General features: G+C 59.4%; 7 protein-coding genes. 5 read left to right on the top strand and 2 right to left on the bottom strand.

Annotated elements, in window-relative coordinates:
* Positions 1-158: 158 nt before the first annotated feature.
* Positions 159-2,294 carry a glycosyl hydrolase family 28-related protein gene (locus QZY03_RS05440; protein WP_295578834.1) on the bottom strand — a complete coding sequence of 712 codons (2,136 nt, stop codon included), beginning with the start codon at positions 2,292-2,294 and terminating at the stop codon, positions 159-161.
* Positions 2,295-2,942: 648 nt separating this feature from the next.
* Here QZY03_RS05440 and QZY03_RS05435 point away from each other — a divergent pair.
* The 4 genes from QZY03_RS05435 to QZY03_RS05420 all read left to right on the top strand — a co-directional run bounded on the left by QZY03_RS05435 (position 2,943) and on the right by QZY03_RS05420 (position 13,160).
* Positions 2,943-6,779 (top strand): Calx-beta domain-containing protein, encoded by a 3,837-nt coding sequence (locus tag QZY03_RS05435; RefSeq protein ID WP_295578832.1) that lies wholly within the window; start codon positions 2,943-2,945, stop codon positions 6,777-6,779.
* A 374-nt stretch (positions 6,780-7,153) separates the two neighbouring features.
* Positions 7,154-8,749 carry a hypothetical protein gene (locus tag QZY03_RS05430; protein WP_295578830.1) on the top strand — a complete coding sequence of 532 codons (1,596 nt, stop codon included), beginning with the start codon at positions 7,154-7,156 and terminating at the stop codon, positions 8,747-8,749.
* A gap of 20 nt (positions 8,750-8,769) precedes the next feature.
* Positions 8,770-10,305 (top strand): lipopolysaccharide biosynthesis protein, encoded by a 1,536-nt coding sequence (locus tag QZY03_RS05425; protein WP_295578829.1) that lies wholly within the window; start codon positions 8,770-8,772, stop codon positions 10,303-10,305.
* Positions 10,306-10,697: 392 nt separating this feature from the next.
* Positions 10,698-13,160 carry a putative glycoside hydrolase gene (locus tag QZY03_RS05420; RefSeq protein ID WP_295578827.1) on the top strand — a complete coding sequence of 821 codons (2,463 nt, stop codon included), beginning with the start codon at positions 10,698-10,700 and terminating at the stop codon, positions 13,158-13,160.
* Positions 13,161-13,404: 244 nt separating this feature from the next.
* On the opposite strand, the gene QZY03_RS05415 is transcribed toward QZY03_RS05420, so the two are convergent.
* The gene (locus QZY03_RS05415; protein WP_295578825.1) at positions 13,405-14,316 is read right to left on the bottom strand and encodes a sulfotransferase; all 912 of its coding nucleotides are present in this window, start codon (positions 14,314-14,316) and stop codon (positions 13,405-13,407) included.
* Between the two features lie 983 nt (positions 14,317-15,299).
* Here QZY03_RS05415 and QZY03_RS05410 point away from each other — a divergent pair.
* On the top strand, positions 15,300-15,507 hold a 208-nt coding region (locus QZY03_RS05410; RefSeq protein ID WP_295578823.1), incomplete at its 3' end, for a hypothetical protein.

Here is a 15,507-nt window from a genome sequence, read left to right as displayed (position 1 = left end):
ATCTAGGTCATCGAATGCCCTGACAACAGGGCACTGCGGTCGTAAGTGCCCCGACCGATTTGCGTATCGCAGAATAATAATAATGGAATGCTTGTGCGAACTGCTTCTCCGGAATTTCAATAGGCTATATTATATCCATGTCGCTGGCAAGTGCTCCTTCATTTCCGTACATCACCGTTTGACTGACGCTCGAAAAGCGCCAACGGGGTGTCTCCGCCAACTTGTCGGGAGACTCCGGATCGAATCTCCACCACATTCGCGAAGTCATGCTTGAGCTTGAATCCGGCCACCTGCGAAAGCTGGATCGTATCCCCCCCGTCCACCGTAACCAGGGACGAGCCGGGAGGATGAGCGTTCCCGGTCATTCCGAACAGGCGTATCTTTCGGGAGCGCTCCATCAGCAGTACCCCGGCCGGTACCCGGCCTTGCCACTCGTCCGCTTCGGTCTTGAAATAGAATATGTCGATATTTTCCGAGTCGCGGATCATCGCCTGCGGCCAAACGGCATCCCGCTCGAGATTCAGGCCGTAGAATGCCAGCGGCTGGTTCGTACCCTCGACAAGAAGGTGGTAGTAGCGAGGGTCATAAGTCGCACCGTGTATATGTCCCCACTCGGCAGCAACGGCGAACCAACGCCCGCCACCCGAATCAGAAATCCGGAAGGTCTGTCCCGGATTGCTGATCCGTTTCCCGTAAAAAGCGGAAACCGGACCCACCATGATATCACGTACGATCGACGCCTTGCCCGCACGCCAGTGCAGCGCTGTACGGCCAGTGGATTGTGTTTCCAGCATGACGAATGACAGCGATGAAGTGGCCTTGGCATCCGCGACCGTCGTGACCAGGGCAGTACCTGCAGCGCCATCCCAGCGCGTATTCTCGCGTAGGACGGAATAGGTCTTGGCGACCCCGACCAAGGCGTTGGTAGCCCCCAATACAAGCGGCCGACTGATGAGAAAAACACCCTTAGGAATTAAAACTTTAGAATTTTTATCAAGGGCTTTCTGGATAGCGTCGGTATCATCCTCCTGATCATCCGGTCGAGCACCGTAGCGGCGGACATCCACAAGCGCCGGGTCGTCAAAAGAAGGAAAACCGGCGTCCCAGAGATGACGGCGAATCAAGGCATCGGCCTCAGGCGGCCCGCTCGCTGCGGTGCGTACCCGCTCAAATCCGGCGGGCTTGGTTTCGCCCTCGATCAGTGACAGATAGCCTACGCCCGTATACGTGTAGTCGAGCATCTGCGCCCCCGATCCCGCGACCGGTAGCGGCGGCTTATCACCACTTTGCACACTGGCTTCGCTGCGACTGAAGTACACGTTCGACAAGGTTAGCGCCTTGCCTGCGGAGTTATTGATGGCAACCGGGCCGACAGACTCGATCGTTCCGTCAACCAGCACAAATCCCCGACCGAAAATCGCCCCCCCCGGCTGCACGGTAATCGCGGGACCAGTCGATGTCTTTTCGATTGCAAAACCCACTAAAGCGAACAGGACGTGTCCCGACCACTCGATCGCCGCCTGATCTTGCCGAATAAACCGACATCCCACCAAGAGCGGATAGCGAGACGCCGATGTAGCGAAAACACCGTAGCGACCACCATAGACGCGAAAATCGTACACGCCACCACCTTGCCCCGGGGTGTCGTAAAGACCGGCGAAGGCCCCGTCCGCGAAGACGCTGACATCTTCGATGGTCGATCCCTGGGAACCGGCGTGCCGGATACCGACAGCGCCAACATGTCCGGAGCCGCGCAGATCGATATCCAGTCCCTTGATCACCTGATTAAATGAAATGGTTGGATCACCGTCTTGCGGGCTCTCGCTACCCGCAAGGGGTCCGCGGTCAGATTGCGACCACAACCAAACCACGGGCTTCGGGTTCGTTGCGTCGTCGAAGCCGGGGGCTCTTGGCACCAAACGCAGCACTGAGCGATCACCGACGGCCGAACCGAGAAGCACGCAAGGTTTACGGCGCTCGATCTGGAGTCGCCGACCATTGTCACGTGCACGCTGAAAGCATTTGAGCGAGTCCGACACCAAAAAAGTGCCGGACGGGAAATAGGTTGCCAGTCCGCCATCACGCGCTGCCGCCAAAGCCTTGAGGATCGCCGCGGTATCGTCGGTGTTGTCGTTCGGCGTAGCCCCGAAGGCACTAACCGAAACAAGGCCGCGCTGAACCAACGGATCGTCCGGGTCCACCGCGTCGTCATCCCCCAGACCGACTCCGGCGTACATCACGAGAGCCAGGAATGCAACCGAACACCAGGACTGACTTTTTGGAAATCGTTGCATAATCGAACTCCAGTACCAAAACGCAAGGCAATTTGAGGACAACGCGGCACTCCGGACGAGAGCCACGGGTGCGATCATAGTGCATCACAGAAGGCTCGGAGTGCTGCGTAACGCGCGTCGGTTAAGCCAGGAACGAAGCCCAGCGCCAGTGGACCAACAAACCAGCGCCGCGGCAGGTGAGCGACTGCTGCTGACGCCTTGCGCGATGCCGATGCGTCGCGAACACGACGCGAGCGTACTGCCTGACTGGCGATACAGAGTTACAGTTGCTCTGAGGCCCGCACGGGCGTCGCCGGCGTCCCCGTCACTCGGTTCTTCGCCTAGCATCTTTTGGCCCATATTTTGCCTATATTAAATTATCCCCAGCCCCGTGCCGGCGTTTCAGTGCACGGCCGCCGGCTTCGTATCCGCCAGCGTAACCAGGCTGTTGGCGTGGCGATGGCCGCACCGAACGTGATAGCAACCCAGTCGCAAAGCTTAGCGAAGTCCCGCCGCGGGTCGCTCCGGTCTCCGTAAGCGACCCGTCCCCCCAGCGATCTGGACCTTTCGCCTCACGGACATCGGACCTGAATTTTCGCAATTGTCGTTGAAGAGAAAAAATTTATGATACCGAAAGCTCCAATGTCGGGACACCTCCCGCGGTTCCCGATGCTCGCCGCGACATCACTGCTTTCCCTGCTGATCCTTGGTGGGGCCGCTTCCGCCCAAGTGCAGTTTGAAGACATGACGGCGCAGACGAACCTCATGTACCAGGGGGAGTCCTATGGTGCATCCTGGGGTGACAAGAACGGCGACGGCTGGCCGGACCTCTTCGTCAACCACCATCGGGCCCGGCCCAGCCTCCACATCAACCTGGCCAACGGCAGTTTTGAAGATCGCTGGCATGAGGTCGATATCTGGAGAACCTTGCCGAAAGCTGACCAGCACGGCGCTGCCTGGAGCGATTTCGACAATGATGGCGATCAGGACCTCGTCGTGTCGGTCGGAGCGATCGACAAGACCCAGTTCCTGGTCAACGACGGCCAAATACTATCGGATAAAATGGTCGAATACGGGCTCTCCGGGTACGCATGGGGTGGCCGCCTGCCGCTGTGGGCCGACTTCACTCACGACGGACACCTCGACTGGGTGATGGCCATGCATGGCGGCGCCAGCGGGGCTGGCCGGACCCAGTTTTTCATTCAGCAACCCGGCCTATTACCGGCATCGCCCCTGGTCCGCTCGAATGCGAGCGTGGGTCACCAGTGCACCAACAATCAGTACGTGCAGATGGCGGACCTGACCGGTGATGGCGCGCTGGAGATCGTTTGTGCCGGGATGGATGTCTTCCCGAACAAAGTCTACGATATGACGACGCTGCCTTTCACCGATAAGACGTCGATCCTGCCACCGACCAGTTTGGCGTCGGACTCGGTCGTCGCGGATTTCAACGGCGACTTGCAGACCGACCTGCTCGTGATCCGGGGGGTTCAGCGCCCGAGCGGCGCACTGATCAGCGGTGCTGGTAGCCAACGCATCGAGGCCAACATCATCACGGACAACTCGCGTGAGAAGGCATTCAGCTTCGTCACGGACGGCGACCTGTCGTTCCAGATCACCTGGAACGCGCGTAACCCTTTCGATGTTCACATCGGCGCGACCGGCTACGCCCTTGGAGCGCAGCCGGGCGGCGGGCCGATCGTGTCACAGCTCTCCCCAACAGACCCTGCCAATGCCGGCATCCAACCTCATGACCCCGCCGTCGACAAAGGCATCTACATCGGATTCGAGCCCCTGACCAAGACCTGGTCAGTGCAGGTATCCCCTGGGGGACGCTGGAATTATGTCTATGTGGACATCAACAGCACTGCCCCCATTACCGATTCAAAGGTGACCGGTCGCCAGCCTGGCGATTTGCCGGTGGCGCCCGTCCTGTATGTCAATCAGGACGGTACTTTCAGAGACGGCGCCGCCGCGGCCGGCTTGGGTACGCCGATCCTCTGCGTCAGCGGCGCTGCCGGAGACTTCGACAACGATGGGGATGTCGATCTTTTTCTTGTTTGTCGTGACGCGGTCGCCAACATCGCGGATCGCTATTACGACAACCTGGGCAATGGCACCTTTCAATTGGTACAAAACACCGGTGCTGAGGGTCCGACCGGGCTCGGCGTCGGGCTGGGAGAGGGCGTTGTCGTCGCTGACTATAACGTTGACGGCTTCTTAGACCTTTTCGTAACGAACGGATTGGCGATTGTTCCGGATGTCGAAACGAGCACCGGCGGCGCTGACTATATGTTCAGGAACCAGGGGAACGGAAACCACTGGATCGAGTTCGACTTGGTAGGAACCACCACCAATCGCGACGCGGTCGGAGCCATCGTGTACGCCACGACCAGCAGCAAGACCCAGATGCGCGAGCAAAACGGCGGCTATCATCGCTGGGCTCAGAACCACCAACGGATTCATTTCGGCCTGGCCGCCAGTACGACGGTGGACATCGAAGTGCGCTGGCCCAGCCCAAGCGTTCGGGTTGACACCTATACCGGGCTCGCCGCGGATCGTCTGTATCGCCTGACTGAAGGCGGGGGTGTCGAGGAGGTCAACCTGCCCCAGACGGTGCCCCCGTCCACCGTGCCAACCAGCTGCGCGGCGCCCATCTTAGACCCGAACATCGACGAGGGCATCTTCCTGTGGCAGGACTGCCCGACGGAAAACTGGCATCTGCGGACCTTCGGAAGCAGCCGGATCAACAATTATCAGGGCAGCGTGCTGTCGACTCAGGCGCTTGGCGGCGTAGTGGGTTTCAGTATCGAGACCACTGATGTTCTTGATTACACCAGTGACCCCAGGAAAGTGAGCTATGCGCTCAACGTCGGCGTCACCGCGCAGGACGGATTAGACTTCATCCCGGCAGCGACAGCCATGACCTGCCTGACCTTGGACGCGCCGTCCGGCGTTCCCGTGTACGTTGGATATGACCGTACTCCGGTCTACCCGCCCTTCGACCCGCGGACACTGGGTCCGTGCACCCTTATCTCGGTGGCTGACGTCACGGTTGCAGAGGACACTCCGAGCGGTGCGGCGACCCTCACGGTCAACTTGTCGAAGGCGAGCGAGTCCTACGTCAGCGTGGACGTGGCAACGGCCGACGGCACGGCGACGGCCCCAAGCGACTACACGGCTTTACCGCTGACCACCGTGACCTTCGCGCCGGGCGAGACCACGCAAACCCTGCAGGTTCCGATCAGCAACGACCCGGACCGGGAGATTTCCGAGTTCTTTACATTGAATCTCACCAACCCGGCCGATGCGTTGGTCGCCGATACCTCGGCAAGGGTCACCATCACCGACGACGAAGGTTCGCCCTGCGGCGCGCCAACCTACAACGCGGCAACCGAACCTGGCATTTTCATGTGGAAAGACTGCACGACCGGCGTGTGGCAAACCCGCGTCTCAGGCGGGGGAACCACCGCCAGGACCTATCGGGGACGAGTGCTCACCGACGGGAATTTCCTCGGCGTGACCCGCTTCAGTATCGAAGCCAACGATGTGCTGGATTCCACGACTGATCCGACGCGGATCGCGTACCAGTTGGTCGTCAGCGGCACCGGACAGGACGGCATGGGCTTCAGTTTCCCGACGGCGGCGACCGCCTGCTTTATCGTTGACGCACCCGCGAGCACTCCCGTTTACATCGGCCCATCCAAGATGCCGGTCGCAACGCCGTTCAACCTGGACACCTTAGGCAACTGCGATTCGTTGCTGCCGCCCACCATCTCAGTGGCTGCGGTCACCGTCGCGGAGAACGACCCGACCGGGGTAGCGGCCTTCATGCTCACCCTGTCCCCGGCAAGTACCGCGACCGTAGGTGTGGACGTGGCGACCGCTGACGGCACGGCAACCGCACCAAGCGACTACGGCACATTGGCGCTGAGCAACGTCACGTTCGCACCAGGCGAAACCAGCAAGATCGTGAACGTGCCGCTGGTGGACGATGCCCTCGCAGAGGGTTCGGAGACTTTCAACCTGGTGTTGAGCAGTCCGACGAACGGCGTCCTGGGCAATCTCGTTGCGACAGCGACGATCGTCGACAATGAGACTTCTCCATGCGGCCAACCGACGTACGACCAGACGACAGAACGCGGCGTGTTCCTGTGGAAAGATTGCAGTAACGGCCGGTGGCGTGGGCGGATGACCGGGGGCGGTGCCACGGCAACCTACCAAGGGACAATGATCGCCGACCAGAACTTGGTCAGCCCGGCGGGGGTCAGCATTGAGCCGGATGATGTATTGAACTTCACAGCCGACCCGAAGCGGGTTTCCTTCCTGCTGAAGATGGCGCCGACCGGTTTGGATGGCTTTGACTTCACCCTCCCGGCCGCGGCGGATGCCTGTTTCACCGTCGACGCCCCCGCGGGCGTACCAATCTATGTCGGTGCGCTGCGAACAACGGTTGCAAGCCCCGTGAGTCTGGCGACCCTGGGCGCGTGCTCCACCATCCCGTAACCACAGTCGATCCACCCACCTCAAGCCGCTGGAGCTTGGGGTGGACTGGATCATGACGCACGGCGGACGCCCAGAACTGCCGCTACTGAAACCGGCTGGTGGTGCAGGAAATGCGATTCCTGGACCGCCCGCCGGTTTTTTGCTATGTCGGGCTGCGGCCAGGGATATACTAAACCGCGTCCAGGACGAGATGCGTAGTTTTGGGAAGCACCGGTCTCCAAGAAACTACGTTTCCCACTCTGGTCACGGTTTAGCATTGGCTGACGCCCCGATCGCGACGTCCTCGCGGGAGCGGGCGTTAATTTCGTACACCGCGCTCGGTGCCCGGTTCGTCCGGGTTCCCCCGATGCGCGACGACTGCGCTGGGAATAACCATGGGCGTTTACGGCCGTGTCGGCAGAGACTTGGGTACCGGGCTTGGCATCGGCGCCGCGGGCCTGGCCGCTGCCGGAGCAATCGGTTGGCTCGCTGCCCAAGGCGATCCGGGCCTCGCCTTGATTGCCATCGCACCCGCGGCCGCGGTGCTCGGACTCTTTCTCGCCGCGCGCCCCCTGTGGCTGCTGTGGGGAGCCGTCCTCGGTGGACTGGTGATCAGCGGCCTGTTCAGGCTGTATCTGCCACAGTTGCAAATGGTTCGCTGGGCACTTCCGCCGATTGCCATCTTGCTCACCTTGTACGCGATATGGGGGACACCGGGATTTGGCCCCAATCGCGGCTGGCGGCCGGTCCCCAACGTGATCTGGTGGGCACTCGGCTTTTTCGCTGCCGTCATTCTCGCCGGCGCCTTGTCCGAGTTTCTTCCGAGTCGATTCCTGGTTGGATTCAAAGGCTATTTTCAGGTCTGGGGGCTGTTGATCGCCCTGGCCTTCATCCCCTGGCCGGCCAACGTGATCGATCGGCTGCCGCGAGTGTTTCTCGTGATCGCCTTCCTGCAACTGCCTTTCGTGTTACACCAGTATCTGTTTCTCGTTCCGGCTCGGGTGCACATTGGCAACGGAATTGTTCCAATCGATGTCGTGGCGGGGAGTTTCGGTGCCAGCATGCAAGGTGGCGGGGCGAACGCAGTCCTGAATGCTTTTCTGGCGATGGTCATCGCCGGTGTTATCGCCGCCCGTCAACTTAATGTCATTTCAACGACTAGACTCTTCCTGCTTTCCGCGCCGCTGACCCTACCCATCTTTGTCAACGAGGCGAAGGTCTCCATATTCTACCTACTGGCGGTCTTTGCGGTGTTATTTGGAAAGGACTTGATAGAACGCCCCCTGCGATTCCTGCTGGCGCTGCTTCCCGTATCACTGGTACTTATCGCCCTCATGACATCCTTTGCCCTCCATGCTCCAAGTACAGCACGCGTGGAGAGCATTCCGGACCTGATTCGCTTCACTTACGAATACAACATCGAAAACGAAGAAGTCGGCGATGAACTGTCGCGGTTCGGTGGCCTGCGGTTCTGGATCGAGCGGCATGGACTCAACGACCTCGCGGGCACGCTGGTCGGACACGGCATCGGTTACACGCGCGTGGCTGAGATCGAAACGCCCTATCGCGAGACCACCAGCGCCACGACCGACGGCATTCCGGTGGTCATCAACCTCAAACTGAATATCGGTAACACGGCCGTCACGGCTCTGCTGTGGGAGACCGGCCTGCTCGGATTGCTTTTGATCCTGGGCCTGCTGGCGGCGACTTATCGTTCGGCCGGTCGCCTTGAGCGTGCGTACGCCGACATACCGGAGCGCGCTGCCGTGTTGCGTGCGGTTCGTCCCGCCACCGTTATCATACTTATCACACTTGCCCACAAGAATGTGTTGGTGTTCGACATCGCGTATCAGACACTGCTGATGATCATCATCGGCTACGTCGCCTATTGGGAGCGGCAGGCCGGCGTGCAGGTTCCACCCATCACAAGTAACGCTCCCGCTATTCACAACGGATCCCGGCCCAACCCGCTCAGATCCTCCGCCAGTTAACGCGCAAGAGGCGCCTACTCGTGCAATCAGATTATCGCAAGCATTACGGCTGGAATGTCATCCGCCGCAGTCTGGTCCATTTCGCCTTGGGTAAGACCTTTCGCATACTGTCATCCCTGACCATTTTTTTCGTCTTGGCGCGCGTGCTGCCTCTGGATGAGTACGCGACCTACGTCTCCTTTCAGGCTGTGATTGCCATCGTGGGCATCATTACCGCGATCGGCATTCAAAAAGTCCTGTTCCGCTATTTACCGGAATTGCGGGCCACCGGCAACAACCTTGCCGCGTATCGCTTGCTGTTCGGCGGCATGCTGGTCCGTACGTTGGTCGTCTCCCTGCTGTTTGTCGCGCTCATACCACTCACTCCAACCATCGCCCGGACATTCAATTTCGAGGACTGGATTTGGCTTTTTCCCTGGTATCTTCTCGTCGGCTACCTGCGACTCAGCGCACTGTGGCTTTCGCAATGCCTCGAGTCGTTTTTATGGCAGAAAGAGAGCCAATACAGCCTGGCGCTAGGCGGTGCGGTCGCGGCGCTGCTGCTGGTGGGTTTTGCGGTTCTCGGAGTCTTGGATCTACCGCTCGTGGTCGTCTCCGAGGCCGCCGGAGAGGCCACATCCTTGACAGTCATGCTAATTGGATGGCTACGCAAATGGCGAGGTGACAAACAACGCGGCGTAGGCGATCCGGGGTGGTGGCGCGCCAATCGTTCACGTGCTCTCAGATACGGGGCCTGGGGATTCCTTCTCAGTCAAAGCGCGTTGTTCTACGGGAGTGCCCCGAATCGGCTGGCCGCCGCGCACTTTTTGTCTACGGCGGATGTCGCTATGCTTGGTGTTGCGGACAATCTGTTGAATTTGGTCCGCAGATTTCTGCCGACCCGCATGCTGATGAGCATGGTGCGGCCGCTCGCCATGGCGCGGTTCGCCGCCGAGGGGGATTTCCGGGCGGTTGCGGCACTTTCCGAGTTTGTCTATCGCATCAACGTGACCTTGTTGACCCTGCCGATAGTCGTCTTAGCAGTGGAAGGTCCGACGCTCATGGACTGGGTAACGGGCGGAAAATACGGCAACGCCGCTTACCTGCTGATGGCGTTCCTCATTGTGCTGATCTCCGAAGGGACCCGCAACCTAGTCGAGTTGATGGTGCAGGCTCTTGAGAAAAACCCAATTTTTTTCTGGACCAATGTCATTCAGTCGGCATCGCTGCTGATCGCGCTCCCACTGCTCCCCATCCTTGGAGTCTGGAGTCTGGTGATTGCCAACTTCCTTGGCACCGTCGTTGCCAACACGATCGTGATCGTGCGCCTCCGACGGGAAGGCTATGGATACGATGTGAACCTCAAACTCTTCGCCTGGATCGTTGTACACGGGGCAACCGCTGGTGTGGCCGGCTGGTGGGTGTGGAAGACCACAACGTCCGTCATCTTGACGACCTTGGTCATCACTGTGACTTATGGTCTGCTGTTGCTGGTGAAACCACCGCTGCTCGACCGGGAAAAAGAGATCGTCGCGGCCTTGTTGCGCGGACGATCTGTGAACAAAAAAAATAACTGAAGTCTACAAAAAAATATCCCTGCGATAGTCAACGTGGTCAGGCCATTCTGTAACAAATAGATCTACCGTTCGTCGGCGAAAACCTACCGCCCAGCAGCAAATCAGGTTAGTATTCCGGACAGAGGGATATTAGCCATATTCGCCGATTGTCCGGTGCAGGCACGACGCAACGTCGTGTCGCGTGGGGCGATCGACGAATACCAAGTATTTGGCCGTCACCAAGACGTGCTGCCAGTATTGGTTTTCCGTCGCGTTAGCGGCGCACGAATCCGGGTATTTCGAACATGTTTATCGAGACTGCACTCGTTCACAAGAAAAGTCACCGACGCAGACTGCAATCAGCCTTCGGCATTGGGTCGCTTCTTATTGGTCATGGTCTACTCGTCTGCCAGGTGGAGGCGGCGACCTTGGCCTGCGGCGCCCCCGCCTACAATCCCGCCACCGATCGTGGCACATTCCTTTGGCAGAATTGCCAAACCGGAGCCTGGCACCTGCGAGTGACAGCCGGGATCAGTTCCTCGGAGGTCAAATATTCCGGAAGCATCGTGTCCTCACGGCCGCTCACGGCGGCTGTGGGCGTCATGCTGGAAGGTAACGACCTGGTCACTACCTCCGTGCCGGGTCGGGTCGGCTACACGCTGGGCGTCTCTCGGAATTGGGAGGACGGAGTCGACTTCTCGCTGGCTTCAGGTGCCACAGGATGCCTGACCGCGGGTGGAGCGGTGATCGCCGGTCCGAACCGCACCACATTGCAGACTCCGGTCGACATCACCACCCTTGGTGCCTGCGGCAACACTCCTCCCCCGGTGTCGAATGGCTACGCCTACCTCAACGATGCGGACACCAGCGACAGCATAGAGCGCAACGCGGACTCAGACCTGGGTGACCGGCCCTTCCCGCGGATCGCCACCGGCCCCATCCGTGTCAGCGGCTCGGCTGAGCAATTCTCCAAGTACGACGTGATCGCGCTCAAGTCGCACCGCTTCGACTGGCTCGCCTCGATACAAGCCGTCAACCCCGACACCAGAGGTTTGCGTATTCATTCACCTTTCGGCTACCAAGGCTATACCGAAAAAGATCCCTGCGGACCGGGCAGCGGCATGCCCTTCGGCGGGACCGGAGCAGCCACCAGCGGGTGCAACGTCTTCGCCGGTCACTGGCTTTACGCAGCCGGCACGACCCTGTCCAGGGCCATTGCCGCTAACACGACAAACGTACAGGTGATCGACGCGACCCTTTTCAACCCCGGTCGCTATGTCGTCATCTACGACGGACGAGCGGGGTCCTTCGAGAATGCGGAACACGCCAAGGTCACCGCCGTGAATACCGACACCAACACCCTGACCCTGAGCAGCCGTGGGCTGAAGTCGACTGCCCGTGCCCATCCGGTTGGCGCGATCGTCGCAGAGCATGTGATCGGCAATGGCGACGCCTTGGAGGCCGAGATCTGGACCTACAATCACAGCACCACCTGTCCGCGGGACTCCAGTGGACGGCAACTGAACGTGATCATGGCCGAGTGGCTGGCCAATAACTACAACAAGGATAAAGATGGCGGGGTGACGAAAGCCAAGATCCACGGCATCATGTTCGACGCGGATTTTCATTTCATTCAGGACTCCTTCCATAACAAGAAGCCGGATGTCAATAACGATTTGGTGCAGGACAATGGCTTCTCCCCGACCGGCGAGAATTTCTGGGGTGAGGGACTCGACGACTTCTACACCAATTTACGGGAACGACTCCCGAACGCGTTGATCGTCGGGGGCGTCATTGAGACGCGCGGCTACACCTCATTGAACGGAAGCGATTTTGAGGGATGGCCACAGCGTGACATCGGGACCGCGTTGCCGGACTATCGGGAAATCGACGGCCGCCTGTCGATCTACAGTGCCCAGATGCACCACGGCAACGTCGGCCCCCGTTACGTGGAGATCATTAACCGGGTATCGACCCGGATCTATCAGTTTTACAACACGCCCGGCACCAGCAATGCGCCCTTCCGCTTCAGCTTCGGGCTGACGTTGCTGGACGACGGCTATTACGGCCAGGAGAACAACACGACGACACGCGATCCCTGGTGGGACGAATATGCCGTGGACATCGTACCCGGTTCGCCAACCTACGGCCGCGCGATCGCCTCCACTCCAAACAACGAGGCGCTGATCCGACGCCACCGCGGCTGGATGGGATTTCCCCAGGGGCCGCGCTACCGTATCTATGATGACGCGACTTTCGCCCCGGCACGCAACCTGATGCCGGACGGAACTTTCGACTCTGGTCTGGGCAACTGGCGAGGCAGCAACGTGTCGGTCAGGGTAGACACCACGGCGGCGAACCGGCTCGAGGGCGCCGGCGCACTGGCGATCGGTACGCACCAGAACTACGCCGAGACCTATTACGATGCAACCGCCACCGGGCCAACGGTCCAACTCACGGCCGGAGTTGAATACACCCTGGCTTTCGCCGTGAAAGCTGAGAAGATACGCTCCATCCAGGTGGTCATGGGCACCGCCTCCCAGCAGTACCATATCCCGGCGAAATGGAGTCGGCAGGTGATGACCTTCACCGCATCGCGCACCGGCAATTTCCAACTGAAGTTCAATGTCGGCAAAGAAAGCAGCAACGTCTGGATTGACTCAGTCTACTTGTTTGAAGGGAACGCCAGTGTTTTCCGGCGCGACTTCGACAACGCGATTGTCGTTGTCAATGCCACCCCGACAACCAGAACCGTGGATCTCGGCGGCACCTTCCAGCGTATCCGCGGGACCGGTCAGGATGCGGTAAACGACGGATCCGCCGTCACGCGGGTCACCCTGCCGTCCTATGACGCCGCAGTGTTGATTCGGCGCTAAGCACGGGTTCCGCGCGGCGGACGCCCGAAGGGTTGGGAACCCCGGTGTCCGCCGTGTGGAAAGAAAGTGGTGTTCGCTAAGGCGATTGCCGGAAACTCCCAAACCAGATCGCGATGGATTTTCCTCTGCCTTCAAGGTACGCCGACTGGACATAGCACAGCTATGCTCCTGTCGGCACGACGCGGAAGGCGTGCGAAAAGACGAGCGAGATTGTGTCAGGGAGCTGGGACGCAACTGTTCGGCATCAAAGATATCCCGTCCGCGCGAGTGTATCCTTCTGTATCGAAAGCACCTTCGCTTTCTGCTCGTCCGTCCACGCGGTCATCCACTTCACTTTCTCGGGCTTCAACATCAGCGCGTCAACGCACGCCCGATAGCGCCTATCGGCGGAGGGCTCGACCCCCATAAACCGCAGTAGGTTATTCAGTTGCGCGTAGGGCTGCGCCAGGAAATCCTCGTAGCGTAATTCGCAGACCCTACTCGTATCGACACCCGCCAGGCCTTGTTCGATACATTCCATCTCCTCGACCCAATTTCGAGCAGCCAAGTCGATTGCATTCTGACCCTGAGCAAGCATTTCCGAAGGGGTCATGCCGGACCAGAAGAGAATGTGGTCAGCCCACCAATTCACATGCAGCAATGAGTAAGCGACACCGCGGCCGTCCCTCACCAGGTGCACGAACTTCGCCTCCGGGAAAATCGATTGAAGAAAGCCGATCCTGCGATTATTCGCGGTGCGTTTGGAAAGCAACACCGTGCCGCCGGTATAACGAAGGATCTCCCTGAACGTCCGCCGCAAGCACTCCCGTGACTTCTCACTCACGTCCTGACGATCCGCCGGTGTAATCGGCGCGCCGCAGCGCCTGTAGACCGACTCGCACTCGGATGGCTGGGGTATTGCTTTGATATACAATTCGCGCGCGCGGTTGAAGTACGCAGTCCCGTCATCTTTAAACCACGACTTGAGTTTGATGCCGGGGTATCCCCGAAAAACCCGCTCAATACCGGATGTCAGTATCGTGCCGCGATACTTATTGTGATAATTACTCAAATAAGCGACATCCCGATGGAGTGAAATCGTCTTATAGAGTAACGTGGTCCCCGATCTACCGGCACCGATCAAAAATACGATCGGCAAGGATTCAAATTCTGGCATTTAATTCACCGATTTATTAATCGTAGCGACGTCACCGGCTCCGAAGCGTATCCGTAGGGGCTCATCGCCTGACAGCGAGTGCCGCCGTCAGAATGGTGCTATCCAGTCGGAAGGCACAAGATGTTAACCCAGTATCAGCCGCTTGCGCCACCCCCGTTGACCGGCCCCTAGGCTTTGATCATCGCACCGACCGGAGCGTGGGCAAGCGTCAGCGCTGTCCACGGAATCCCGCTCCGCCGCTGGTGGACGACGATGCGCTTGCCCACCCTACGATGCCGCGTGGCCGGGATAATGGTCAAGGCCGCCGGCGCCCACCTCGTCCGTCATGCTCGCACGGCCCCTCCGACGTCAAGCATTTCCATAACAATATCAGCAGAACTCAGACGCGGTACCTCGCCTGGGTGTTCGTCATGTGACGCACGCTGACGCCTAACCCATGCGATCTGTTAACTTCATTCATACAGAGTTACAATAAAAGCACTCTTCGTGTTGTCGTTTCGACTAGCCGTTTTTTTTCCCAATGTTGTCGTTTTGTCCTGCGCGTGAGAAAAACATTACGTGTTTTCGCTTCGGCAATGCGCCTGCCTAGATCGCTCTCCATTGTTGGATTGGCCTGCGACTTCAGAACCTACGGGCCCTGGCCCACCGCGCCCAAGAGATCAATGGTGACCGCGATAGAGATCTTTCCGCCCTGCTTCGGCCCGCCGGCTTGACATTGGCCCATTTAGTGCCTAATTTTTCGTTAGCAATCGTGAAGTGATCGGCCGGCACGCAAACCGCGATCGGATGCGTAGGCAACGATGCCGTCATCTGTTGGACTGCCAGCCGTAAGGGTTTTCGCCTTAGTAACTGATATCCGGTCAGATACTCGTATCGGGGCAAGTTCAACACCAGTCCTGCGGCCGGCCATCACATGCGGCGACGCCACCAAAATGGGTTACCTGACTGGTAACCGTACTCAAAGTAACAGGGACAATATCGTTATGAAGCAGTCCGCATCAAGAACAATCCCGGCCAGGGCGTCCGTCACGGCGACGCCGGCGCGCGTCAGCAAGCGCCGCATGCTGCTGATCGGCGGCGCGGCGCTGCTGCAGCTTGCGGCGGGAGCTCAGGCCGCCCTGAATGCCGATCAATTCATTGAGGCCAGAGACGGCGACGGTCGCCCGGTGATCGACAGCGCCGGTGAGACCT

The organism is uncultured Lamprocystis sp. (assembly GCF_903933125.1).
Classification (GTDB): domain Bacteria; phylum Pseudomonadota; class Gammaproteobacteria; order Chromatiales; family Chromatiaceae; genus Thiodictyon.
The sequence above is the reverse complement of the archived record's forward strand: the minus strand, read 5'-3'. Positions and strand labels throughout refer to the sequence as shown.